This is a genomic window from Ruegeria sp. AB5 (assembly GCF_056542645.1).
The window spans coordinates 89,159-114,754 of sequence record NZ_JBQGAE010000015.1; the positions used below are offsets into that span (position 1 = coordinate 89,159).

A 25,596-nucleotide genomic window follows, 5' to 3' on the forward strand; every position below is an offset into this window, starting at 1 on the left:
GTGGCTCAGCGGATCCGCCCGGGTTCACACCATACCGTCATCGCCTGAAGCGCATGGAACACTACCTGCAAAGAAACACTGTGACTTCTATCGTATGCCCTCTAAACTCCGGTCTTGTGTGTTTCTTTAGTTTGCGTGGGGGCACGAACGCAGGTGGGTGGAAAGAAGGCATCACGAGAGACTGCTGATTCAGCGTCGTCATCTTCGCAACGAGCGGGGCTCAGCGCGGATGATCAGCAGGCTCGGTTCGAAGCAACCGCGCGGATCATGCAAGCTATCTCTGAGGCCAAGGACGATGTGCAGCCGGTCTGCGACCTGATCGTATCACTGGCAAAAGATCTCTGTGATGCCGTTTTTGCCGGCCTGGTTCTCGGGCAAAAAGGCGATGCCCTTCAGCAACTGGTTGCCAGCGTCAATCTGCACCCGGATATTCAACAGCTCTGGTTCGACGGCAAATACACAATGGAGCCAGGCAATTCCATCGTAACTGACACCATTCTCAGCGGTGAGACCAGACGCGTTGTCGACATGGGCGACACCGATTTCCATAAATCGGGAGATGAGCGCTTTAAGCTCATTGTCGACACGCATGGGTGCCGGAGCAATCTGTTTGTCCCTTTAAAGGTGGGTGGCAGCGCTATTGGGTGCCTGATGCTGGCACGGAACGAAGTGAGGCCATACACCGACGATCAGGTGCAACTGGTTGAAACTTTCGCCGCGCAGGCGGTCATCGCGATAGAAAATGTCCGTCAGTTCAGTGAGTTGCAGGCCCAGTTGGCTCGCGAAGGTGCCACGCGTGACGTTTTGGAAACGATCACTCGGTCTCGGGATGATGAAGCACCGGTATTTCAGACGATCTTGGAAAATACGGCCCGGCTTTGCGAAACGGACGTGGCTACACTGAGCCTAGTAAATGAGGCGGGAACTCATCTGGAATATGCGGCCCATTTTGGCGATCAATTGGCCACATATAAAGTCGGCGTGGATCGTTGGTCTTTGGACTCAAATTTACAGATTGCCGAAGCAGTGCGGGAAGCGCGGGTCATTCACAATGTCGATTTGCGCCAGACAGACCACTACATCAACGGAGATCGTTGGCGCCGCCAATTGGTTGATGAAGAAGGTGTCCGCTCGTTTCTGACGGTTCCTTTGATGTCAGCGGACGGTGATCCCGTAGGCGTCATTGGGATTTACCGTCGTGAAGTGCGGCCCTTTACAGACAGTGAGATTTCTTTGGTCAAGGGCTTTGCGGCGCAGGCTGTGATCGCAATCGACAACACCCGTCAAATGAAAGAGCTGCACACCCAGTTAGAACGCCAAGCGGCGACGCAGGAAGTTCTGAGTGTTATCAGCAAAAGCCGAGACAATGATGCGCGGGTCTTTAACGCAGTGCTTCAGCAGGCCACAAAGATATGTGGCGCAGATCAGGCTGCTCTGGTTTTGGTCAATGATGCAGGGACCCAAGGGCGGTTGGCCGCGAATTGGGGGCATCAGAAAACTCAATTTGATATCGGGGAAGAATGGCCTGTGGACGGTTCTGTAACCGTGGCCACAGCGATCAGAACTGGCAAGGTTCTTTGCATCGACGATTTGGTTGAAACGGATTTTTTTCGTTCGGGCGACCCAACAGCGATCATGATGGTCGAAGTTGAAGGTATTCGATCACGCGTAACAGTCCCTTTGCTACAAGGCGACCGGGCGATTGGTGCGATCGCGGTCAGCCGCCGCGAAGTCCGCCCGTTTTCTGACTCCGACGTGCAACTCATCGAAGAGTTCGCCAAACATGCGGTCATAGCGATAGAAAACACGCGTCAGTTTCGCGAAGTTCAGGAACGGCTTGAGCGGGAAAAAGCCTCCCGAGAAATCCTAGAAGTCATCAGCCGCAGTCGTGACGACGAAGGACCTGTTTTCCAAAGCATTCTCGAAAACTCCAGCCGTTTGTGCAATGCCCCGCTCGCCTTCTTGTGTATCGCAGATCATGAACGCGGGCTCGCCACAATCCCCGCCAATATTGGCGCAAGAACCGATTTTGACGAAGCGCTTAAAGGTTTTGTGGAGCCGTTAACGCGCACTGAGTTGATCGCTATCAGGCCAATGATCGATGGCCAAGTCATCCGCCAGGACGATATCGCGGATGACCCGCTTTACGTCAGGGACCGCGATCCAAAACGGGTTCAGATGGTTGAGATTGAAGGGGCCCGCTCGGTTCTAGCGGTTCCGTTGATGAAAAACGGAACCGGTCTAGGGGTGATTGTTCTCTATCGTCGTGAAGTCGCGCCTTTCTCAGACGACGACGTGGCACTGATCCAAACCTTCGCAGCTCAAGCCGTGATCGCAATGGAAAACGTCCGCCAGTTTCGGGAAGTGCAGGATCGGACAGCCGAAGTTACGCAAGCATTGGAATACCAAACCTCTACATCCGAAGTGCTGCGGGTTATTTCGGCGTCACCCAACGAGCTGGCACCCGTTCTCGACGCTATCCTCAAAGAAGCGTCGCGTATCTGCGAATTGCAGGATGCTTATGTTGCGATGCTGAACCCCGACGATCAGCTATTCCATGTGCTTTCGACGCTCACGCAGGACACGGCCTTTTCGGAATATGTCAAATCTCACCCTATTTCGCCTAGTCAGAGCGGAGTAAGCGGGCGTGCCATTTTGTCAAAACGCACAATCTATATCGAGGATGTCGAAGCGGATGCGTCCTATACATGGATGGAAGAAAGCGGGGTCGGTGAATACAGATCCTTGCTGGGAGTTCCGCTGCTAAAAAGCAACGAGGTCGTGGGTGTAATTTCTTTAGGTTCACCCGAGGTTTCGGGGTTTTCCACAAAGCAGATTCAACTACTCGAAACATTCGCCGATCAAGCCACTATCGCCATTACGAATGCGAACCTTTTCCACGAAGTCGAGGAACGGACGGCCGAAGTAGAACAATCACTTGAATACCAGACTGCCACTTCTGACGTGTTGTCGGTTATTTCCCGGTCTCCGAACGAGCTTGAGCCGGTGCTGGAAGAAATCTTGCGGGTTGCAAGCCGGATTTGTGAACCAAAATACGCTGCAATTTCGATCCTCAACCCAGAGGATAATCTCTACCACACTGATATTACGCTGGAATTTGACAGTGATTTCATGAGGTTCATAAAGAATAACCCTGTGCCAGCAGGTCATGGAAGCGGTATTGGCCAAACAGCAGCACGAGGAGAAACAGTTTATTACAAGGATACCGAAGCTGAAGAATACGAATGGAAAGAGGCGGCTCGCATCGGAAAATACCGTTCGCTGTTAGGTGTCCCGCTGATCAAAGGCAAAGTCGTCGTCGGCGTGATAGTTCTCTGCCACGACAAAGTCTCACCGTTCAATTCAAAGCAAATCTCGTTGTTGGAGACTTTTGCGGCTCAGGCTGTGATTGCGATCAACAACACTCAGTTGTTCGAAGAAGTCAAAGCACGCACAGCAGAGGTTGAAGAGGCACTCGATTATCAAACTGCCACATCTGAAGTTCTGGGAGTGATCTCCCGCTCGCCAAATGAACTCGATCCAGTACTCAAAGCTATTTTGCAAGTTGCAGTTCGCATCTGCAAACCCGAGGCGTCTTATGTCGCGCTACTAAATGAAGAAACCGGAATTTATGACATAGCTGCGACTCACAATTCCGGTGCCGCTCACTACGACGTAATAACCCGACAAGTGCTTGTTCCAGACAAGGGTACAACCACGGGACGCGCCGCACTAACAGGCAAAACAGTGTACATCGAAGATTTTGAACACGACCCAGATTATGCATGGAAAGAAGAAGCACTGGGTGCCGGATTTCGTTCAGCTTTAGGGGTTCCGCTTGTAAAGGATGGGGTCACGCTCGGCGTCATTTCACTTGCTCATTCGAAAATTGGGGCGTTCTCAGACAAGCAGATAGCTTTGGTTGAAACGTTCGCCTCGCAAGCGGTAATAGCTCTTGGAAACGCGCATCTTTTTGACGAGGTGACAGCCCGAACCGCGGAAGTTGAGGAATCGTTAGAGTACCAAAAAGCCACAAGCGAGGTACTCGAAGTTATTTCCCGATCTCCGGACGCATTGGAGCCTGTACTGGAAGCATTGCTGGCCGTTTCGTCCCGCATTTGCCGCCTACAGGATGCCTTCGTGGCGCTTAAGACACCCGAAGATGGGAAGTACCATTATTTTGCCGGACACAATGTGCCCGACAGTTTTGCAGAGTTTTTAAAGGCGCATCCATTTGAACCAGGGGAATCAACGGCAACTGCAAGGGCGCTTCTTCATGGACGCGCCGACTACGTGGAGGATACACAGGCGGATCCAAACTACGACCCGGTTCTAAGATCTCACAATGAAGGTTACAGATCTGTTCTTTCCGTACCACTGATACGTGACGGTGATACAATCGGTGCAATCAGCATGGGCAGCCGAAATGTCGCGACTTTTGACCAGAAACAAATCAAGCAATTGGAGACCTTCGCGTCGCAGGCGATTATCGCAATTCAGAACTCGCAGCTCTTCAACGATACGCAGACCGCCCTCGCGCGCCAAACCGCAAGCGCGGACGTCCTAAGAGTAATCTCTGAATCTCCAACCGATACCAAACCGGTTTTCGAGAAGATTGTCGCGCTGGCGACAACCCTCATAGATTGCGACCTGTCGATTGCTATTCAGGCGAACAAGACCGAACTTTGGCAAATCGCCGCCGCGACACCTGATGGTGTCGAAGAAATCACATGGAACGAGCGCCTGCCAATTGATCCCGAAGACAATCTGCCCTCAAAGGCAATCAAGAGCGGCAAGACCTTGCATTTGCCCGAATGGCGGTACGATGAGCTACCCCCACGCGATCAAGAGATCATCCGCAGGAAAGGGTTCAAGTCTTCGCTGACAGTGCCTCTGATGCGCGGGGCGGAATGTTTCGGTGCCTTGGTATTCATCCGAAAAACTGCCAAAGTTTTTAGCGAAGATGAAGTCGCCATTGCCGAGTCCTTCGCCGATCAGGCCATCATCGCGCTGGAAAATGTTCGCCTGTTTAATGAAACTCAGGCTTCCCTAGCACGTCAGACTGCGAGTGCGGACATTCTACGGGTGATCAGCCAATCTCCTGACGACATCAAGCCAGTCTTCGAGGCAATCGCAGAAGCAGGTGTGCGGTTGGTTTCCTCTGATATGGTTGCAGCTATGACCGCTCAAGGTAACACGTTCGAGGTGCTTGCGCGGGTGAGTGCAGACGGTGTTGCCACCCTTGAAGGGAACCAGAGTTTCCCTATCGACCCGGATCCAATGTCCAGCTTTCCCGCTCAGGTTCTTCATGAGAAGAAGATGCTCCATCTTCCGGATTGGGATACACTCGAACTCTCACCGTTCGAACAGATTACGTATGATCGGCACGGCGTTCGCGCCGCTCTGTTGCTCCCGCTGATGAAAGGCTCTGTGTGTCTGGGTGTGTTGGTGTACGCTCGGAAAACGGCCGGTGCTTTCACCAAAGATGAGATCGACCTCGCTTACTCGTTTGCAGACCAGGCGGTAATTGCAATCGAAAATGTGCGCCTATTCCGCGAGGCCGAAGAGGCGCGAAAGGTTGCTGAAGAAGCAAACGAAGCAAAAAGTGCTTTCCTGGCGACGATGTCCCACGAAATTCGCACGCCAATGAATGCAGTAATCGGGATGAGCGGGCTGTTGATGGACACAGAGTTGGATGCAGAACAAAGTGACTATGCCAATACGATCCGCGATAGCGGCGATGCGCTTTTGGGAATCATCAACGAGATCCTCGACTTCTCGAAAATTGAGGCCGGACAGATGGGTATCGAAACCCATCCGTTTGACCTGCGCGAGTGCGTAGAAAGCGCGCTCGATTTAATCAGCGGCAAGGCTGCCGAGAAACAACTCGATTTGGCCTATGAGTTCGATGACGCGCTACCGCTGGCGATTAGCGCCGATCTAACGAGATTGCGGCAGATTCTGCTAAACCTTCTTTCCAACGCAGTGAAGTTTACCGAAAGCGGCGAAGTAGTTCTGTCTGTTGAGCAATCTGCCAAGGTACAGGGAATGCTCGAACTGACGTTCAAAGTTCGAGACACCGGAATCGGCCTGTCCAAAAAAGGCATGAGTCGACTATTTCAGTCTTTCAGTCAGGCAGATAGTTCAACGACCAGGAAATATGGCGGCACTGGTCTGGGTCTTGCGATCTCGAAACGCCTCGCCGAACTTATGGGCGGAACCATGTGGGCTGAAAGCGATGGCGAGGGGAGCGGTTCCACTTTTATTTTCAAGATCCAGGCAAAACCTGCAAAGCCGGTTAAGTCGTCTTCTCGCAATCTTGTCGGCGTTCAGCCTGAACTCGAAGGCAAACGAATTTTGATGGTAGACGACAATGCCACCAATCGTAAAATCCTATCTCTTCAAACCGAGAAATGGGGCACGCAGACCACGACGTGTGAATCTCCGCTAGAGGCGCTGAGCATAATTGAAGAAGGCGTCGAGTTCGATTTGGCCGTTCTAGACATGCATATGCCCGAAATGGATGGAGAAGAGCTTGCCAAGAAGGTTTGCGCCAAGAAGCCGGGTTTGCCAATCATCCTTTTCAGTTCACTTGGCCCGCGAGACATAGACCTAGAAGATGGGCTCTTCGCCGCCAACCTTGCCAAACCTCTGCGCCAATCCCACCTGTTCGATACTCTGGTTACATTGTTCGCGACCGAAAAGGTACGCGTAAAGCCGTCCAAACCACAGGACAAACCTCAAACAGACCCGGATATGGCGACGCGACATCCGCTGCGCATTTTGCTGGCTGAGGATAATTTGGTGAACCAGAAACTTGCACTCCGACTGCTAGAGCAGATGGGTTACCGCGCGGATTTGGCCAGCAATGGTGCTGAGGCGGTCGAAAGCGTAAACCGGCAAACATACGATGTCGTTTTCATGGATGTGCAAATGCCCGAGATGGATGGGCTTGAAGCGTCTCGCCGCATCAACAAAGCGCATTCGGAAGGAAGTCGTCCTCACATTATCGCGATGACCGCGAACGCAATGCAGGGGGACCGTGAGATGTGTCTGGATGCAGGGATGGACGACTACATCACCAAACCAATCCGCGTACCTGTCCTAATTGAAGCCCTGTTAAATTCCCCAAGAATAAGAAGGTGATCCATGACAGACAGCCCAATTAATCATGAAATCTTCATGGAGCTAAAAGACGCCACAGGCGAAGACTTTGCAGCCGAGCTTGTAAACACCTTTCTCGACGAAGCGCCCAGTATGATAGGCGAATTGAAAGCGGCCGCGGGCGAGGCCGATGCCGACCGATACCGGCGTGCTGCGCATTCCATCAAGTCAAACGCCAACACATTTGGTGCGACGGCTCTTGCCGAACTGGCCAGGAAAGTTGAACTCGGAGAATTGCCCGAGGGGGGAGACCTAAAAGATGCGACGGCGTTGGAGACAGCCCTCACCACTGCGGCTGCGGCTTTACGGAGTCTGATTGATGACTGACGCCCCTGGCCATTTGCTCATCGTCGACGACAACAAGGTGAACCGCTTGCTTTTGTCGCGCAGCGTAGAGCTCTTGGGTCACCAAGTATCGGTCGCGGAAAACGGCCGGGTTGCTATGGAGATGTTGTCTAACCAGGCGTTTGACTTGCTTCTACTGGATATCGAAATGCCGGAAATGGACGGCTTTCAAGTTCTGGAGGCCGTCAAATCCGACACCGACCTGCGCGATCTGCCGGTGATTGTGACGTCATCCGTTGAGGGTCTGGACAATGTCGTGCGGTGCATTGAATTGGGCGCTGAAGACTACCTGCCAAAACCAGTCAACAAGACACTTCTCGGAGCGCGCGTCTCCAGCGGTCTTGAAAAGAAAAGGCTCAGGGACGAACAGAAACGACTGCTAGAGCGCTTTGCAACAACGGAGGTTGCACAAGACCTGCAAGAGTCTGGCTTTGCGATAGGTGGCAAGCGTGCCAACGCTTCGGTCCTCTTCTGTGATATTCGCGGCTTCACGACCCTATCGGAGAATCTCGCTCCCGAGGAAACAATCGACCTGCTCAACACCTTCTACACGTTGATGTTCGAGGCTGTTGCCAGCAATGGCGGAATTGTCAGCCTGATGTTGGGAGACGGTTTGATGGCTCTTTTCGGAGTTCCACAGCCGATGTCCAATTCCGCGCAAAGTGCAGTGGCGGCAGGGCATGAAATGCACAACATGATTGAGTTGTTAAATCTCGAACGGCGTTCAGAAGGGAAAAGTGACCTAAAGATCGGTATCGGAATAGCGACTGGAGAAGTCGTCGCTGGCTATGCCGGAACGGACAGCCGGGCAACGTACACGTGTATTGGATCCACCGTAAACCTTGCCGCTCGCCTGGAGGCGGAAACACAGAAAACCGGAAGCCGGATTTTGATTGATCAAGAAACCCTCGATCTGTTGGAAGGGGCTAATGTGTTGGAGACACTTGGTAGCACTAGGATCAAAGGATTTACCGATCCGTTCGACATTCACGTGCTATAATCATTCATGCAACGTTGTAAGCGCATCTACGTCGGATGTAGGTGCGCCCGTGGTTTTGTTTTTCGCCCGATGATTTACATACTTGGTCCAGCAATTGGGGACTAGATAAAGCTAGACTTTGCAAGTCCGTTTTCTGCGCAGTGCCGAAATTCAAATCTGACCAGGTTGCACGGGCTGCAAGCGGTGAATGAATCCGCGAAGCGGTCAATCCGTCAGACCATACCGAACAGATGCTTTGGGTTCTAGGCTTATTGAGTTTTAGTGCCAGAGGATGACGGTGGCTGCGAGTGCGATGGCTCACAGGAACACTTTCGGTCATCTATCGTAGCGGGTTGCTCCTCGGCGCCAATCCTTCAACCGATCGAGCATGATCTCGATATGGTTGCGTTTTTTGTACCTGGGCTTGTCGTATCGTACCGGCTTTTGCAGTTTTTCGAGAACCTTGAGCCGAGTCTCATCGGTATGGAGGCCTTTGGATCAGGCCATCACTGGGCGCACCGATTTCAGAAACTTGGCCATGAAATCAGACTTATGCCAGCAATGTATGTGAAGGCCTACGTTAAACGTGGAAAGTCTGATGCCATCGATGCAGAGGCCACCTGTGAAGCGGTCATGTGCCGCACGATGCGCTTTGTCGCAATCAAAACCGAAAAGCAGCAGGGCGGTTTGTTCCTCTATCGTGCCCGTGACCTAGTCGTGGGGCATACCATCTCAAAAATGCCTTGCTATGCAGGAGCCATCCACACAAGACATTTGTCGAAATTCTGAGAACCGCGGTTCCCCTCAATGCTATCTAGATTTTTTGTCCGTAGGGGAAGCATGAGTTTACCGTTCGTTTTGGTCTCGATTGAGTAGTATATACTTGATGAGATGTTTTCTAGAGAGTAGCTGCCCTCCAAAAGTCCCGAGGTCGCCTACGTTTGGCAACTCAGCACCGCGTTGAACGATTGACATGCATTCGCAGTTGGTATGCTATCCTCAATCACAACGTTCACAGAAATTTGCGACACAGTATCGTGAATTCGATGCAGCTAAACGGCTGTAAATTGGGAGAAAATAATGAACAAACAAATACTCGCGCTTGCGCTGTTGATGACAACGACGTCGTTGGCCAATGCAGAAACCCTGCGTTGGGCGCGCTCGGGGGATGCGTTGACGCTTGACCCGCACTCGCAAAACGAAGGGCCCACGCATACCGTGCGCCACCAGATGTATGAACCTCTGATTATCCGCGACACCTCCGGCGCGTTTGAACCCGCGCTGGCCACCGATTGGGCTCCGAGCGAGAGTGATCCGAATGTGTGGGTGTTCAATCTTCGTCAGGATGTGAAGTTCCACGACGGCGCCGATTTCACTGCAGAAGACGTGGTGTTCAGCATCAATCGCGCTAAACAGCCGAACTCGGATATGAAAGAGCTGATCAATTCTATCGTCGAGGTGCGCGCGGTTGACGACCACACTGTCGAGATCGTGACTGATGGTCCGAACCCGATCCTGCCGGCGAACCTGACGGATCTGTTCATCATGGACAAAGGCTGGACCGAAGCGAACAACGCAGTTGACGTACAGGATTTTGAAGGTGGTGAAATTACTTTTGCGACCACCAATGTGAATGGCACGGGTCCTTACAAACTTGTCAGCCGTGAGCCAGACGTGAAAACCGTGATGGAGCGGAACGAGGATTATTGGGGTCGTGATCAGTTCCCGATGGCGATCAGCGAAATCATCTATACACCTATCCAGAACGATGCGACGCGCGTTGCTGCGATGCTGTCTGGCGAAGTAAACTTCCTTCAGGATATGCCGGTGCAGGATCTGGACCGGGTGAATGGCGTGGATGGGCTGGTCGTCAAACAAGCGCCGCAGAACCGGGTGATCTTCTTTGGCATGAACCAGGGTGGGGACGATATCGAAGCAGATAACGTCGATGGCAAGAACCCCCTTGCGGATGTGCGTGTACGTCAGGCCATGTCCAAGGCGATCAACCGCGATGCCATTAAGCAGGTGGTCATGCGCGGTCAGTCGCAACCTGCTGGAATGATCGCGCCGCCCTTTGTTAACGGCTGGACCGCCGATATGGACGCCGAGAGCGGCACGGATGTTGAAGGCGCAAAAGCCCTGTTGGCAGAGGCAGGCTATCCCGAAGGTTTCTCGATCCGTCTGGACTGCCCCAATGACCGCTACATCAACGATGAAGGTATTTGTCAGGCCGCTGTCGGGATGCTGGGTCAGATCGGCATTACAGTAAATCTGGATGCCAAACCGAAGGCGCAGCATTTCCCGCTGATCACGGACGGAAAGACCGATTTTTACATGCTCGGCTGGGGCGTGCCGACTTATGACTCGGAGTACATCTTTAACTTCCTGGTTCATGGCCGCGAAAGCGACATTGGTACATGGAACGGCACTGGTTATGACGACGATGAACTGGACGCCAAAATCAAGTCGTTGGCGTCGAACACAGATCTTATCGCGCGCAATGAAGATATCGCTGCGATCTGGCGTGTGGTGCAGGACGAACAGCTGTATATCCCGATCCACCACCAGGTGTTGAACTGGGGCATGGCAGAAAACCTGGACATCAACGTAGATCCCGAAGATCAGCCAATGGTCAAACATTTCGGCCTGAACTAAGAAACGTGGCGGGCCTCGCGTCCTGAGGCCCGCCACCAAAAAAGTGGGAGCTATCATGAAACGTTTGACCACTGTCGCGCTTTTGGGAGCGCTTGCCTTCCCTGTCGCAGCCGAAGAGTTCACGTTTGCCGTCACAACAGACCCGCAAACGATGGATCCTCACGCGGTCAACTCCGCCCCTGTGCTTGGTTTTCTGAACAATGTCTACGAAGGGCTTGTTCGGCGGGGTAAGGATATGACCATCGAACCGGCACTGGCGACCAGTTGGGAAACCATAGGGGACGGCGCAGGCTGGCGGTTCAAACTGCGCGAGGGGGTAACATTTCATGACGGTTCCGAATTTAATGCGGATGACGTGATTTTTTCGTATCAACGCGCCTCGGACGAGATTTCGGACACCCGCAGCTGGTTTGCACCGGTCAGCGAGGTGGTGAAGGTCAACGACTATACCGTCGATGTCATGACGACTGCTCCCAACCCGATCTTTCCGGACAGTATCGCCAATTGGATGATCATGGATAGCGGTTGGGCCGAGGCAAACGACGCAGCACTTCCCGACAAAGAGGCTGGCAACTACGCGACCCTGAACACCAATGGCACCGGTGCCTTCCGCATCACCGCACGAGAGCCGGGCTTGCGCACTGTTCTGGAACCCTTTGAGCGCTGGTGGGGCGAGGCAGAACACAACCTGACTCGCGCCGAACTGGTTCCGATCCAGAACCCGGCGACAGCTCTGGCGGCACTCTTGTCCGGTGACGTGGACTTCATCAATCCGGTGCCCATTCAAGATGTCGCACGGTTGCAAGGCAATCCAGATGTTAAGGTCATTCAGGGCATCGAAGCGCGTGTTATCATGTTGGGTTTTGACCATCAGGAAGGTGCAAACGATGCCGGGCAAGGTGGGTCCGACATCTTCAGCGACGCGCGCGTACGCGAGGCGGTTGCCAAGGCGGTGAATGCACCTGCCATTCTGCAAACCATCATGCGTGGGAACGCCGAAGTGGCAAGCCAGTTGGTCAGTCCGGCGATGCGCGGGTATTCCGCCGCGAACGCAGTCCCTTATGCCTATGATCCTGAAGGTGCGAAAGCGCTGCTGGCCGAGGCCGGTGCCGAGGGGTCCGAGGTCAGCTTTAAGTGCTCTAACAATCGGTATCTGAACGATGAATCCGTTTGTCAGGCGATCACCGCCATGCTGTCCCAAATTGGATTGAATGTGACGCTCGACGCGATGCCGGTGCAGAACTACTGGCCGGAACTACGGGCCGACAATTTTGACATGTACCTGTTAGGCTGGTCGCCAGGTACCTTTGATGCCGAACATCCCGTGCGCTTTCTTGCCTCTACACCGAACGAAGAAAAGAAGCTGGGTTCGTGGAATTTCGGCGGCTACTCCAACGCGCGCGTGGACGAACTGCTGCCGATGATTCAATCCGAGATTGATGAGCCTAAACGGCAGGCGATGCTGGATGAGGTCGCGGGTATCCTGCAAGACGAAGTGGCCTATGTGCCGCTCTATGTCCAGCCACTGGTCTGGGGTGCGCGCAGCAATATCGAGCTGACACAACGGCCGGACAATTTTTTCCTTCTACGCTGGGTCACGGTCAATTAAATGCTGTCATACATTATCAGGCGAGTAGCCCAGTCGGCGCTGGTTCTGTTCGTCGTGGGTTTAGTCGCCTTTTCCATGTTCCGCTTTGTTGGCGACCCTATCGACAACATGCTGGGGCAGGAGCGGACCATGGAAGACGTGGAACGTCTGCGCGCTCAGCTGGGCCTCGATCAGCCATTTCCAGTGCAATATGTAAAATTCTTGCAGGAAGCAGCGCAGGGAAATTTCGGCGTCAGTTTCCGCCAAGGCAGGCCGGTTGCGGAAATCCTGGCCGAACGCGCCCCGGCCACGTTGGAATTGGCACTGGTTTCAGCCATTTTTGCCATTGTTTTGGGCATTGCCCTGGGTGTGTTCACAGCGATCCGACGAGACGGATTTGCGGCGAACTTCATCATGTCCGCCTCTTTGATCGGTGTGTCCCTGCCCACCTTCCTGATCGGCATCTTGCTCATCTACATTTTCTCGGTCGAGCTTGGATGGCTGCCCAGCTTCGGACGCGGAGAGGTTGTGGATCTGGGCTGGTGGAACACCGGGTTACTGACCAGCAGCGGTCTCAAAGCCTTGATTCTACCTGCGATTACGCTGGGCCTCTACCAGATGACCCTGATCATGCGGCTGGTTCGGTCCGAGATGCTGGAAGTGCTCCGACAAGACTATATCCGCTTTGCCCGCGCCCGCGGTCTGAGTGACAGGACCATCAACTTTCGCCACGCGCTGAAGAACACGATGGTTCCTGTTATTACGATTATCGGCCTGCAACTCGGGGCGATCATCGCCTTCGCGATCATCACCGAGACAGTGTTTCAGTGGCCAGGCCTTGGCCTTCTGTTCATCAACGCAATCCAGTTTGTGGATATTCCTGTCATGGCAGCTTACCTGATGATGATCTCGGTCATCTTCGTTACCATCAACCTCGCGGTCGACATCCTCTATGCCTTCATCGACCCGCGCCTGAGGGTCAGCGCATGAGCCATCTGAAACGCATTCTGGACAGCGACCAGTTCTACGCCTTCCGCCGTTCGTCTGTGGCCATGGTGTCGGCGACAGTTGCTTTGATCCTTATCCTCGCCACCTTATTTGCGCCACTGATTGCGCCGACAAACCCGTTCGATCCGTCGAGCCTCAATCTGATGAACGGCTTCACGCCGCCAATGGAGCCCAATGCTTTTACTGGAGAGAGCTTCCTGATGGGTACTGACGATCAGGGGCGTGATGTGTTCTCGACAATCCTCTACGGAATGCGGATCTCACTTTTCGTTGGGGTGGCAGCTGTTCTTTTCGCGATGGTTCTGGGAATCATTCTGGGCCTGTTGTCGGGGTATTTCGGCGGCTGGACCGAAACGATCATCATGCGCACCGCCGATGTGCAGCTGACCTTCCCATCAATCCTTCTGGCCATGCTGATCTTTGGTATCGCCAAGGGTGTCACACCCGTTGAGTATCGCGACCAGATGGCGATCTGGGTGCTAATCCTTGCTATAGGCCTGTCCGACTGGGTGCAGTTCGCGCGGGTAGTCAGGGGCGCGACTCTGGTAGAGAAAAACAAGGATTACGTCGCCGCCGCGCGTATTATCGGACAAAGCCCATTGACGATAATGCTGCGGCACATCCTGCCCAATGTCCTGTCACCGGTGCTGGTGATCGCAACTATCTCATTGGCGCTGGCGATCATTGCCGAGGCAACACTCAGCTTTCTGGGCGTTGGTGCACCGCCAACGCAACCCTCGCTGGGTACGTTGATCCGGATCGGGCAGGGCTTTTTGTTCTCGGGCGAGTGGTGGATCCTGTTCTTTCCGGCCTGCACCCTGCTGGCGCTGGCGTTGAGTGTGAACCTGTTGGGCGACTGGCTGCGCGATGTTCTGAACCCGAGGCTGAAATGACTGACCCCGTTCTTTCGATCCGCAACCTTACAGTGGAAATCCCTACCCGCCACGGCATTTTCAAACCGGTGGAGCATGTGACCTACGACCTGCATCCCGGTGAAATCCGGGGAGTCGTGGGCGAAAGTGGCGCTGGCAAATCCATGACGGGCAACGCCGTGATCGGCCTGCTGGACCCTCCGGCGCATGTGTCCGAAGGCGAGGTTTGGCTAAACGGTCGCAGGATCGACGCGCTTGATGCCGAGGACAAGCGCAGAATCCGGGGCAAAGAGATCGGGATGATCTTTCAGGATCCACTGACTTCGCTCAATCCGCTATTTACAGTGGGTCAGCAATTGGTGGAAACGATCCAACTGCACCTGGGCCTGTCTGCGTCAGAGGCCAGAAAGCGCGCCATTGCACTGCTGGATCGCGTCTCCATCCCAGACCCTGCGGATCGGTTCGATCAGTATCCCCATCAGTTTTCCGGCGGAATGCGACAGCGGGTCGTGATCGCCTTGGCCCTGTGCACCGAACCCAGCGTCCTGATCGCGGATGAACCCACAACGGCCTTGGACGTGTCCGTGCAGGCGCAGGTGCTGGACCTGATCAAGGAACTGGCAAAGGAGCGTCAGGTAGGCGTAATCCTCGTAACGCACGACATGGGCGTTATCGCCGATACCACCGATACGGTCACAGTCATGTATTCGGGCCATGTGGTCGAAAGCGGCACCACCGACCAGATACTCAGCGCGCCCACACATGACTACACCAAATCCCTGATTGCCGCCGTGCCACGACCTCACACCAAAGTGGATCGCTTTCCGGTGGTCAGCTATGGTGAGCGAGAAAGAACCTTCAAGATCGATGATCTGGCCGCACATTGGGACAAAACCGATCTGTCAAAATCCGGCAAGCTGCTTGAAGTCGAGAACATCACTAAGACCTTCTTGCAGAAGGGTGGGCTGCTACCGTCACAACGCAAGTACTTTACGGCCGTTGATCAGGTCAGTTTCGACATTCGCGACGGCGAGGTTTTTGGCCTCGTCGGTGAAAGCGGCTCGGGTAAATCCACCGTCGCGCGGATGATTGGTACTCTGTATCCAGTGGACAATGGCCGCGTGATCTTTGACGGACAAGATGTGACGGCCATGGGGGCAGACGCCCTGCAAACCTATCGCCGCCAGATTCAAATGATCTTTCAGGATCCCTTTTCCAGCCTTAATCCACGCATGAGAGTCGGGGACCTTGTGGCCGAGCCAATCCATCACCATAAAATCCTGACCAAGTCCGCTATCGAACCGCGTGTGCGCGAATTGCTTGATTGGGTGGGGCTCGCCAAGGATGCTTGGCGTAAGTATCCACATGAATTTTCCGGTGGGCAACGCCAGCGCATTTGTATTGCCCGCGCCCTTGCGACTCAGCCCCGGTTTTTGATTTGCGATGAACCGACCAGCGCCCTGGATGTGTCCATTCAGGCGCAAATCCTGAACATCCTCAAAGACCTGCAGGACCACCTCGGCCTGACTATGCTCTTTATCAGTCACGATCTCCCGGTCGTGCGTCAGATGTGTGATCGGGTGGGCGTGATGCGCCAAGGAAAGCTGGTTGAGGTTCAGGAGACGGACTCGTTGTTCACAGCCCCAGAGCACCCGTACACACGGGAACTCTTGGATTTGATGCCCCGGCTACAGCAATTGGCGTAGACCTATCGACTTGATCTTGCATCGGTTTTTACAGAAGAAGTTGAATTGAGAGGTACAGAGGCGAGCGATCGGCGGTAGTATGAACACGGACACCGTCTTGATACGCTTTCGTTGCAAAGAATCAGGTCGATTCTGTACATTCAATTTCGACCCAGGTTCAGATTGCCAACCTGGAGTATTGACCAAACGGAGGGATTCTGCTCGTGATTTGACCTTCGAGATTCATGTTCGAAACGTCAATTCCGCACGACGTGGCCACTTCTGAAGCAAGGGCTTTCGTACTCGACTTACCGAACCCTATTTTGCAACCCTTGATCGTGCTGTCTCAGCGAATGACCGCTTGGCGCGCTTTGTGATCGCCAATAACAGCAAGGGAGGAAACCGGTGCTTTGTTGCGGCAGCAGAAATTCATAGGCTCTAAGGTTCGAAGATTGGAATTCAGAGTAACGCTCAGCCGTCAATCCACCGGCTCTGTCGAAGGATACTTGTAAACTCTTCAACAAGAGCAGGAAATTGAGTTCTGGATCTGGTCAAAAGCGATACACGGCGAATGTCATTCAGTCCCGCAATTGGTCGAAATGCCAAGTTCTCGGGAAAAATGCGGGCAACAGACTCAGGCAAAATGGTAACCCACTCACCGGCCCGCACCATTGCTAACAGTGAGTGGGTGTTGTGAACCGTTACTCGCGCTGCTGTCATTGCCGCTTTGACCTCAGGTGCTTCGATGAGTTCGCACAAGCTGTTGCGGATGAAAGATGCATTGAATACCTGCTCCATGGTTGGTGGCGTCGGCCGCGACGCAAGGTCATGAGAGACACCACAAATTAATCCGAACGTGTCGTCAAAGAGTGGTGAACATTCAATGCCGTTCAGTGTTGGGACACCTGACACGATGCCAATGTCCGCATGATCTTGAAGCAATGCATCAATGACCATTCCTGTGTCCATGTCACGCAACTCGACGCGGAGCGATGAATGGCGTTCCGTCACTTCCTTGATGGCATCAGGAAGGGCCAGCCCAGACGCCGAGGGAATCGAAGCAACTCTCAATAGACCCTGCGGTGCATTGGCCGCAGTTTGTATGGCATCAATCGTTCCGTCGAACTGCCGAAGCTGCTGTTGCGCCAGCCGAAACACTTCCTGTCCCAGGGGCGTCAGACGGTTCTTGCGTTCATTCTCAAATAGACGCTGGCCCAGATGCTCTTCGAGCTGCTTCAGGGTCATCGATAATGCAGATTGAGTGCGTCCCATTCTGATGGCTGCGTCCGCTAGGTTTCCGGTTTGGGCAACAGTGCTGAAACAGCGAAGCATTTCTATCTTGATCACGTTTCAATCTTTCTGAAATTTGGTTCAATACTTTAAGTTTGACTGATATCGCTTCGAAGTCCACCCTGACTTATCAATTTCAGCGAATTGGGCACGGGCATGTCGAACACGAAACTCAATCTTATTGCAGGCGAGTGGCTCGCAGGCGAAAGCGATATTGAAAACCACAACCCTTCGGATCTGAGCGATCTTGTCGGCCTGTTTGCTCAGGCGAGCAGCGACCAGCTTGACAAGACATTGGATCAAGCCCGTCGGGCCCAAGCCGAATGGGCTGCATACGGCCTTGAACGCAAACAGGCTGTATTAATGGCCATTGGCAACGAGTTGATGGCGCGTTCCGAAGAACTGGGAACGTTGCTTAGTCGCGAAGAAGGTAAACCACTGGCCGAGGGCAAAGGCGAAGTCTTTCGCGCAGGGCAATTCTTTTCGTTCTACGCCGCAGAGTGTCTTCGCCAGACTGGCGAAAATGCGGACAGCGTAAGAGCGGGCGTAGAGATAGACGTGCGGCGAGAGCCGGTTGGCGTTGTTGCTGTGATTTCGCCGTGGAACTTCCCGACGGCCACAGCGTCGTGGAAAATTGCGCCTGCACTCTGCTACGGAAACGCGGTCGTCTGGAAACCAGCCAATGTGACTCCTGCTTCGGCGGTGGCCCTGACTGAGATCATTGCACGACAGGATATCCCCAAGGGTCTGTTCTCATTGGTCATGGGCTCGGGCCGCTCGGTTGGGCAGCGGCTCGTAGAAAGCCCGATCGTAGATGCCATTTCGTTCACCGGCTCGGTGCCGGTTGGCAAGGGCATTGGGGCTGCAGCGATTCAGAACCTCACCAAAGTACAGATGGAAATGGGGTCTAAGAATGCGCTTGCGGTGATGGAAGACGGTGATTTGGATCTCGCGGCGTCTGTGGCGCTTGGTGGCGCTTTTGGCGGAACCGGGCAGAAATGCACCGCCTCATCTCGCTTGATCGTACACTCAGCAGTTCATGATGCGTTCGTTGAAAAACTCGTCGCAGGGGCGCAGGCGATGAAAGTTGGCCATGCACTGGAGGAAGGAACCCAGATGGGACCGGTCGTCAGCGAACAACAGTTGCGCGAAAACCTTTCTTATGTGGACTTGGGAAAATCCGAAGGAGCGGAACTGGCGTGTGGCGGCGAAAGGCTCGAGATGCAGAGTGAAGGGTACTATATGTCGCCCGGTATTTTTCTAAATACTAACAACAACATGCGCATCAATCGCGAGGAAATGTTTGCACCTCTTGCGGCGGTCATCAAAGTCGACAGCTATGACGAAGCTTTGGCAACGGTAAACGATACGAATTTCGGTTTGTCCTCCGGGATTGTCACCCGCAATCTTGCCCGCGCGACGCATTTCCGCCGAAACGCGCGTACCGGCGTCGTAACAGTGAACTTGCCCACAGCAGGCACCGACTACCATGTTCCATTTGGCGGCAGAGGGGACAGTTCATATGGACCGAGGGAACAGGGCAAGGCTGCGGCAGAGTTCTACACAACCGTAAAAACCGCATATGTCAACGCGGGCGAGCCTCTCTGATGCTGATCGACGGCCTTCAATACGCCAACTGGTCGGAAAAGATCTTCCGACAGCTGCGCGAAGGCGGTGTCGATGCCGTTCACGTGACCATCGCCTATCACGAAAACTTTCGCGAAACGGTTCTGAATTTTGAGAAATGGAACCGTTGGTTCGAAGCATATCCCGATCTGATCATGAAAGGTCTAAGGGCAAGCGACATCGACGTCGCCCGCGAAACCGGCCGCACTGCGATATTCTTCGGGTTCCAAAACCCAAGCCCCATAGAAGATGACATCGGCCTGATCGAGATTGTGCACACGCTTGGGGCACGGTTCATGCAGTTGACATATAACAATCAATCGTTGCTTGCGACCGGATGTTACGAGGCGGAAGATACCGGCATCACCCGCATGGGTCGACAGGTAATCAAGGAAATGAACCGTGTCGGTTTGGTTGTGGATATGAGCCATTCGGCCGACCGTTCAACTATCGAAGCTGCCGAGATTTCCGAGCGTCCAATTGCCATCACTCATGCCAATCCGCACAGCTGGGCCCCGGCTCTTCGTAACAAAAGAGATGATGTAATCCAGGCCGTGACGCGGAGCGGCGGAATGCTGGGCTTTTCGGTGTATCCGCACCATTTGAAGGACAAGGGCGACTGCACGCTTAAAAGCTTTTGCGAGATGATTGCCCGGACTGCCGACAAGTTCGGCGTGGATCATCTTGGTGTCGGAACGGACCTTTGCCAGGATCAGCCCGACAGCATCGTCGAATGGATGCGGGTTGGCCGCTGGTCCAAGGAAGTTGACTACGGCGAAGGATCTGCGGCCAATCCGGGATTCCCGGACATGCCAATCTGGTTTCGCGACAATCGGGATTTCGGAAATATCCGGACCGGCTTGCGTCAAACAGGTATGAACGAAGAAGAAGTCGCCGGAGTTATGGGACGGAATTGGTACCGTTTCTTCAGCGAGAACTTTGGACCTCCGCAAAGTGATGTCTGAAGCGACGCATATCACACGTCGGGATCCTTCAAGGGTTATGCGGCTGAAAAGACTGGGGTCCTTGCACCAGTGTCGGCTAAGTTTCATGCGCATTCTGACTCGTCGCCTCGCCAATGAGGCTTGGTCGTTTACACGCCCAATATTTGATATCGACGAAAAGGGCGTTGGAACAGCAGTTTATACCGCGACTGGCCCTGATCGCTCCTATTCACTTGTGGCCTTTGCCCATGATCTGCCGGACGAACTTCGATCTGATCGCGTAATTGCAGAAGCATGGGACGCCACCTTTGCCCTGTTTGATGGAGTGCCGACGCAGCAGGATATCGAGCGACTGTCCCAAAACGTTCCGCTTCAGGAAGCCGGAAGGATCACCGAAAGCGAATTGTCTCTGTCGCGCGCCAACCGTTCGGTTCGCCTTTGGGCACATGTTGTTGATGCCCTCGCCTCTGGCAAGCAACCCAATCAGAAACTGATCGATGGCGTGGGATATCTGATGCGGACGACCGCCGTATATGGGTCCGGAAAATTCGGAGCCGCAGATCGTGAAGATATCGCCGACCGGCCCGAATTGGGTGCACCATTTCAGGTTGAGATGCTCTCTGTCTTCCTGACCCGCACATTTGTTCGCGATCTCGTTCAGCACATGGCGAAGGTGAAGGGAGGCGATGATGCTGTTGAACTTGACCCATCAATTGCACGCCGTTTGGGGATAGGCAACTCGACGGGCCTTGGGATGGCTCCGTTCATCGTCAACCATCCGGTGCTGTTCAATAACTGGATCATGGCACGTGAAGAGGCGATTTCACGCGTTCGATCGGTTCGGACCGCGTCGCGTGACGAAATCGAAGTTTTCTTAGATCGACTGGCGCGAAGCGAAGTATCTATTGCGCATTGGACATCGAAACATCCAGTTCAGATCGACAAACTGGACGATCTTTCAACTGACCTGAAAGCTTTGTGCAATTACGCTGAGCGCACAGATTTCGCCCTGCCGAACGCATGGGATCGGCTTTTTGTCTGGGCTGAGCGGACGCTGAGCCTTGAAGGGCAAGAGCTCGTCGCCTCATTGATGCTCGAACCCTACAGCAATCTCGTGGACGGGCTTGCCGATTGCATGGCAGACAGCAACACTGCGGCATTCCGGATTGACGGGTCAATGAAAGTCGCCGAAGTCCGCGCTCTTTTAAAGCGCAGTTTTGGCTGGTCATTGGATCTCAACTGGGATGAGAAACCACACTGCGCGCGTGCCTGGTATGTCTCCGAAGAAAAGTTGGAACCGAGGCTTGGAGAGCGTTTTGATGAGCCGATCGGTCCATATGAGGTGCCTCTTGCTCCGGCCCGTGATGCGGCTTTGGCCTTTGATGCACTGGAAAACTGGGACGCCGACACTCCGATTTACGAGTTCCTTCTGAGGCACCCAGAGCACCGACATTCGGTAAGGCGTGCTCAAATCAGCCGCTTCGCGCCTTACGGGGAAATCCGCGACAATACGATCAGCGCCGAAGTCATGCCCATCGACATGTTGCGCGCCAAGCTTTCGTTCTTTGGTGCCACACATTTCGATCCAAGGTCAGATCGATGGGTTCGGATTTGCATGTATGCTGGTGCGCCCTATCCCGAAGAGGTCAACGCAGAGAATGCCGACGACTGGGTGTACCCGGAGCTAGTCGGATGAACGTTTCTTTGAACGAAATCGACGCGACGGCAAAAAAAGCCGCAAGGGGTGCAGGCTATCCTTGGGGGCTGGCGGAAGAGGCGGGAAAAGCGACACGCTGGCTTTGCCGACACAACATTGACGGGTGCGCTGCGCTTGCCAATTTGCTGGATGAAATGGACGGCAGAGATATTGCGTCAATTTCTCCAAGCATCGAAGGCCAGAATTGGGCCGCAGCAGGAACGGTCGTTTGCCCGTTAGTCGCAGGAGCGGCGATATCTGATCGCGCACAGGGTTTTGGCAGTCATGGCATCGAGCTGCGAAATGTCGTCAGCCCGATCTTGCTCGCACCTTTCATAGCCTCGATTGCCCAACAACTGAGCGCCACAATAAGGTTAACTGCTGAAACAGCCGAATTGCACGCTGATGGTCAGCGGGTCAGCATCATAGGTGAATTCCCTTCGTTGTCGCACCAAGCAACAGCGACGATTGGCGGCGAACTCCTCAAACCCAATGACCTTTGTCGCCGCGCAATCCCGGACCGGACGACGTGGAAGCGGCTTAATTCCTTTGCACGGCGAACTTACGCGCCCGCAACGGATGAGTCCCGTCTTATGGGCGCTGGCGCTGGATTGTCCGACAATGACTGAAGCGAAAGAAACGATGCAAACAACAACTTTGACTCTTGCCGAAATCGAAGATCTCAGTTTTCGCGCTCTGGTTGCTGCGGGTACGTCCGAGTCAAATGCCCGTCCCCTGGCTATTGCCACAGCCGCGACCGAAGCCGACGGCATATCCAGCCACGGGCTGGCGTACATCCCGATTTATTGTGAGCACGTTCAGTGCGGCAAGGTCGATGGGCAAGCGCTTCCCGTACTAGGCAAACCAGCGCCGTCCGTCCTTACAGTCGATGCCGCCACTGGATTTGCCCACCCGGCAATCGAACTGGGATTTGACGGTCTGGTGCCGCTCGCAAAGGCTCAAGGAATCGCAGCGCTGGCCATCCGAAACAGCTATAACTGTGGCGTTCTTGGATATCATACGGCGCGGCTGGCGCGCGCAGGCCTCGTCGGACTTGGCTTCACAAATGCGCCGGCCTCGATCGCGCCGTCCGGAGGGGCAACGCCGGTCATAGGCACCAATCCGTTCTCGATCGCGGTTCCGGGTCAGGACGGTGAACCAGCCTTCCTGATTGACCAAAGCGCAAGCACAATCGCCAAAAGCGAAGTAATGAAGCACGCACGGGAAGGAAAACCTATTCCGGTAGGCTGGGCCCTGGACGCCGAAGGCAATCCAACGACTGACCCGGAAGTAGGTCTGAAAGGCTCGATGGCGCCTTCCGGTGGTTACAAGGGTGTCGGCTCGGCGCTGATGGTTGAAACTATGGCCGCGGCGCTGACCGGTGCAACGCTTGGTATCGATGCATCACCATTTTCGGGAACCATTGGCGGACCTCCTAGGACAGGTCAGTTCTTCATCGCCATCGATCCTACATCCACGGCTGGTGAATGCTTTGCAGCCTTGATCGCAAGGCTAGTAGATGCCGTTCACGTGCAGGAAAATGCACGGCTTCCGGGAGACGGAAGACAGAAAAATCGCATCAAGGCACGGGTCGAGGGAGTGAAAGTCAGCACGGCAATACTCGAAAGGATCGAGAAGTTCACCGGGTGACGGATAGGCCAGGTTGGCCGCTAGGCCCGGTAGAAGCGGCGGTAGTGCACAGTTTTTGTACAGCGCGACCGCTAGCACTTGAATACTCAGCTTTCAGGGAGGAAGCGCATGTCTATGAAACCACCGTTCACTGCGGTCGAAGTTAAAAGGGCCGCATCCGGCTTTTATGAGGGGCACAGCGTAGAAATTGCTTTGCTATCGAAGGGCATCATGGTCGCACTGGTCATATGGGCTTTGATGTTCCCGGCGAATGCCAACGGAGTCTTGGGGAGCCTGAACTGGAGCCTGCTGGAAGACTTCAACGCATTTTACATCGTTATCGTCGGCTTTTTCGCGTTTTTCCTTTTTGTCATTGCGGCACTACCGCAGACCGGAAAACGCGTTATGGGAAGGCCGGGAGAGGGAACAGAGTTCTCGAACTTCTCTTGGTTTTCTATGATGTTTGGCGCCGGTCTCGGCGTTGGCCTCATGGTATTCGCAACCGCGGAACCGCTTGGTCTGTGGGGGTCCAACCCTGTGGTCGTAGCAGGCGAAGTGGCCGGTAACTCCGAGGACGCCCTGCAATCGGCCTATCGCTATACGTTTGCCCACTATGGCTTTCACGCCTGGGCAATCTATGTGGTGACCGGTCTATCCCTGGCATACTATGCTTACACACGGGATATGCCGCTAACGATCCGTTCGGCACTCACGCCGCTTTTCGGACGACTTATGAATGGCTTCCTGGGTCATGTCGTTGACGTCCTAGGCGTCGTCGCGACCATTCTCGGCGTATCCGTGACGATCGGGTTTGGCGTTTCTCAGTTCATTGACGGGATGTATGCCATCACCGGCATGGACTGGATGATGGACCTCAGCGGGGAGGCACCAGCACCAGGTACGGTCGGTCTGATCGCGGGGCTTCTCGTGATCATGGGATTGTCGATCATCTCAGCGGTTTCAGGCGTTGGTCGCGGGGTCAAATACCTCTCGAACCTCAATCTGGTACTGTCGCTGATCCTACTGTTTACCTTTGTCGTATTCGGTTCGTTTCTGTTTGCGATGACCACCTACGCAACTGCGTTTGTCGATTACATAATAAACTTCGTATCGTTGAGTTTCGGTGCTTATGGGCCGCAGGCCCCTGTGGACTTTGACGCCGCTTTGCCGGCAGAAGCTGCACCATTTGCCGATGCCCTCCGCGCAGGTGCAACCAACGCATGGGGTTCATTCGATAGTTTCCGTTCAGGGCTCGAAGGCGACGCCGCCAACCTGCCGGAAGAGGTTCTTCAAGCTGCATACGCAGCCGGTGAACCAGGGCGCCAGTTTGGATGGCAAGCGGGCTGGACAACGTTCTACTGGGCATGGTGGATCGCGTTTTCTCCATTTGTCGGACTGTTCCTGGCGCGCATCTCCCGCGGACGAACGGTGCGCGAGTTCATCGTAGGCTGTCTGTTTGCACCTGCACTCGTCTGCTTCGCGTGGATGACGATCTTGGGCGGTACAGCCATTGACCTGGAACTGACGGGAGGCGCTGATGGAGCGATCATAGGAGCCTCGAATACAGCAAAACTGTTTGTGACATTGGGTGAAATGCTGTCCGGAAGCTTCTTGTCGGCCATTACGATCATGTGCGTTGTTTTGATCATGACGTTTTTGGTCACATCTGCCGACTCGGGGATTCTGGTGATGAACACCATCATGTCCGGCGGAGATCAAAATATCGGCAACAAGCACAAGATTGTCTGGGGCGTCATCCTCACGGCTGTCATCGGCACACTTCTGATCGCTGGCAAATCCGGCGGAGGGGCAGACCCGATGGAGGCACTTAGAAGTGCCATGATCATCGGAGCCTTACCCTTCACGATGGTGATGGGCCTGATGTGCATTTCGCTGGCCAAGGCTCTATATCGTGACGGTGTTCGCGAGAAAGGCGCAGCTGCTGCTGAACCGGCAGAATAAACTTGTGGCGAGCGGTGCAATGCTCCGCTCGCCACAACTCCGGTATTCGGATATGCAATTCTCAAGTATTTTCTAGCCAAGCACATCCAGCGAATGTCCACTGTGCGGCTGCACCGCAGCATCTCGATACCATGTTGAGAGACCGTTCGTATC

The 25,596-nt window shown here is 54.2% G+C and carries 15 protein-coding genes and 2 pseudogenes; 15 read left to right on the plus strand and 2 right to left on the minus strand.

Features of this window, described 5'->3' with window-relative positions; all coding sequences use genetic code 11:
* Window positions 1-153: 153 nt before the first annotated feature.
* From ACR0L4_RS19610 to ACR0L4_RS19620, 3 genes are read left to right on the plus strand one after another with little or no spacing between them, the layout of a single operon-like run.
* A complete protein-coding gene (locus tag ACR0L4_RS19610) occupies window positions 154-7,146 on the plus strand; it encodes a GAF domain-containing protein (protein WP_480514734.1) in 6,993 nt (2,330 codons plus the stop codon).
* Window positions 7,147-7,149: 3 nt separating this feature from the next.
* Window positions 7,150-7,491: an Hpt domain-containing protein gene (locus ACR0L4_RS19615; protein ID WP_170752852.1), complete on the plus strand. Its 342-nt coding sequence runs from the start codon at window positions 7,150-7,152 to the stop codon at window positions 7,489-7,491.
* Window positions 7,484-8,509: an adenylate/guanylate cyclase domain-containing response regulator gene (locus ACR0L4_RS19620; RefSeq protein WP_170752850.1), complete on the plus strand. Its 1,026-nt coding sequence runs from the start codon at window positions 7,484-7,486 to the stop codon at window positions 8,507-8,509. The genes ACR0L4_RS19615 and ACR0L4_RS19620 overlap by 8 nt, the downstream gene beginning before the upstream one ends.
* Window positions 8,510-8,824: 315 nt before the next feature.
* Here ACR0L4_RS19620 and ACR0L4_RS19625 read toward each other — a convergent pair.
* A pseudogene (locus ACR0L4_RS19625) lies at window positions 8,825-8,932 on the minus strand (IS5/IS1182 family transposase); the annotation flags it as partial.
* Between ACR0L4_RS19625 and ACR0L4_RS19630 the strand changes: the two are divergent.
* From ACR0L4_RS19630 to ACR0L4_RS19655, 6 genes and pseudogenes are all read left to right on the plus strand, one after another.
* Window positions 8,927-9,208: pseudogene (locus tag ACR0L4_RS19630) on the plus strand (IS110 family transposase); the annotation flags it as partial. The pseudogenes ACR0L4_RS19625 and ACR0L4_RS19630 overlap by 6 nt on opposite strands.
* Before the next feature lie 360 nt (window positions 9,209-9,568).
* A complete protein-coding gene (locus ACR0L4_RS19635; protein ID WP_170752846.1) occupies window positions 9,569-11,143 on the plus strand; it encodes an ABC transporter substrate-binding protein in 1,575 nt (524 codons plus the stop codon).
* A gap of 55 nt (window positions 11,144-11,198) precedes the next feature.
* A complete protein-coding gene (locus tag ACR0L4_RS19640; protein ID WP_480514735.1) occupies window positions 11,199-12,752 on the plus strand; it encodes an ABC transporter substrate-binding protein in 1,554 nt (517 codons plus the stop codon).
* Window positions 12,753-13,721, plus strand: a complete 969-nt coding sequence (locus ACR0L4_RS19645) for an ABC transporter permease (RefSeq protein WP_480514736.1) — start codon at window positions 12,753-12,755, stop codon at window positions 13,719-13,721.
* Window positions 13,718-14,632, plus strand: a complete 915-nt coding sequence (locus ACR0L4_RS19650; RefSeq protein ID WP_170752840.1) for an ABC transporter permease — start codon at window positions 13,718-13,720, stop codon at window positions 14,630-14,632. The genes ACR0L4_RS19645 and ACR0L4_RS19650 overlap by 4 nt, the downstream gene beginning before the upstream one ends.
* Complete coding sequence (locus ACR0L4_RS19655) at window positions 14,629-16,317, plus strand: ABC transporter ATP-binding protein (RefSeq protein WP_480514737.1); 1,689 nt, start codon at window positions 14,629-14,631, stop codon at window positions 16,315-16,317. The genes ACR0L4_RS19650 and ACR0L4_RS19655 overlap by 4 nt, the downstream gene beginning before the upstream one ends.
* A gap of 450 nt (window positions 16,318-16,767) precedes the next feature.
* Here the strand turns inward: ACR0L4_RS19655 and ACR0L4_RS19660 are convergent, their stop codons facing one another.
* Window positions 16,768-17,643 (minus strand): LysR family transcriptional regulator, encoded by an 876-nt coding sequence (locus tag ACR0L4_RS19660; protein ID WP_480514738.1) that lies wholly within the window; start codon window positions 17,641-17,643, stop codon window positions 16,768-16,770.
* A 99-nt stretch (window positions 17,644-17,742) separates the two neighbouring features.
* Between ACR0L4_RS19660 and ACR0L4_RS19665 the strand changes: the two genes are divergently transcribed.
* The 6 genes from ACR0L4_RS19665 (at window position 17,743) to ACR0L4_RS19690 (ending at window position 25,443) form a co-directional block, all read left to right on the plus strand.
* Window positions 17,743-19,194, plus strand: a complete 1,452-nt coding sequence (locus ACR0L4_RS19665) for an aldehyde dehydrogenase family protein (RefSeq protein ID WP_480514739.1) — start codon at window positions 17,743-17,745, stop codon at window positions 19,192-19,194.
* On the plus strand, window positions 19,194-20,177 hold the full coding sequence (locus ACR0L4_RS19670) for a membrane dipeptidase (protein WP_480514740.1): 984 nt from the start codon (window positions 19,194-19,196) through the stop codon (window positions 20,175-20,177). Before ACR0L4_RS19665 ends, ACR0L4_RS19670 begins: the two co-directional genes overlap by 1 nt.
* Entirely contained in the window at window positions 20,170-21,852 is a 1,683-nt protein-coding gene (locus ACR0L4_RS19675; RefSeq protein WP_480514741.1) for a hypothetical protein, read from the plus strand. Before ACR0L4_RS19670 ends, ACR0L4_RS19675 begins: the two co-directional genes overlap by 8 nt.
* Window positions 21,849-22,481 carry a DUF3726 domain-containing protein gene (locus ACR0L4_RS19680; RefSeq protein ID WP_480514742.1) on the plus strand — a complete coding sequence of 211 codons (633 nt, stop codon included), beginning with the start codon at window positions 21,849-21,851 and terminating at the stop codon, window positions 22,479-22,481. The genes ACR0L4_RS19675 and ACR0L4_RS19680 overlap by 4 nt, the downstream gene beginning before the upstream one ends.
* On the plus strand, window positions 22,474-23,502 hold the full coding sequence (locus tag ACR0L4_RS19685; RefSeq protein WP_480514743.1) for an Ldh family oxidoreductase: 1,029 nt from the start codon (window positions 22,474-22,476) through the stop codon (window positions 23,500-23,502). The genes ACR0L4_RS19680 and ACR0L4_RS19685 overlap by 8 nt, the downstream gene beginning before the upstream one ends.
* Before the next feature lie 108 nt (window positions 23,503-23,610).
* On the plus strand, window positions 23,611-25,443 hold the full coding sequence (locus tag ACR0L4_RS19690) for a BCCT family transporter (RefSeq protein WP_170752825.1): 1,833 nt from the start codon (window positions 23,611-23,613) through the stop codon (window positions 25,441-25,443).
* Window positions 25,444-25,596: the final 153 nt, after the last annotated feature.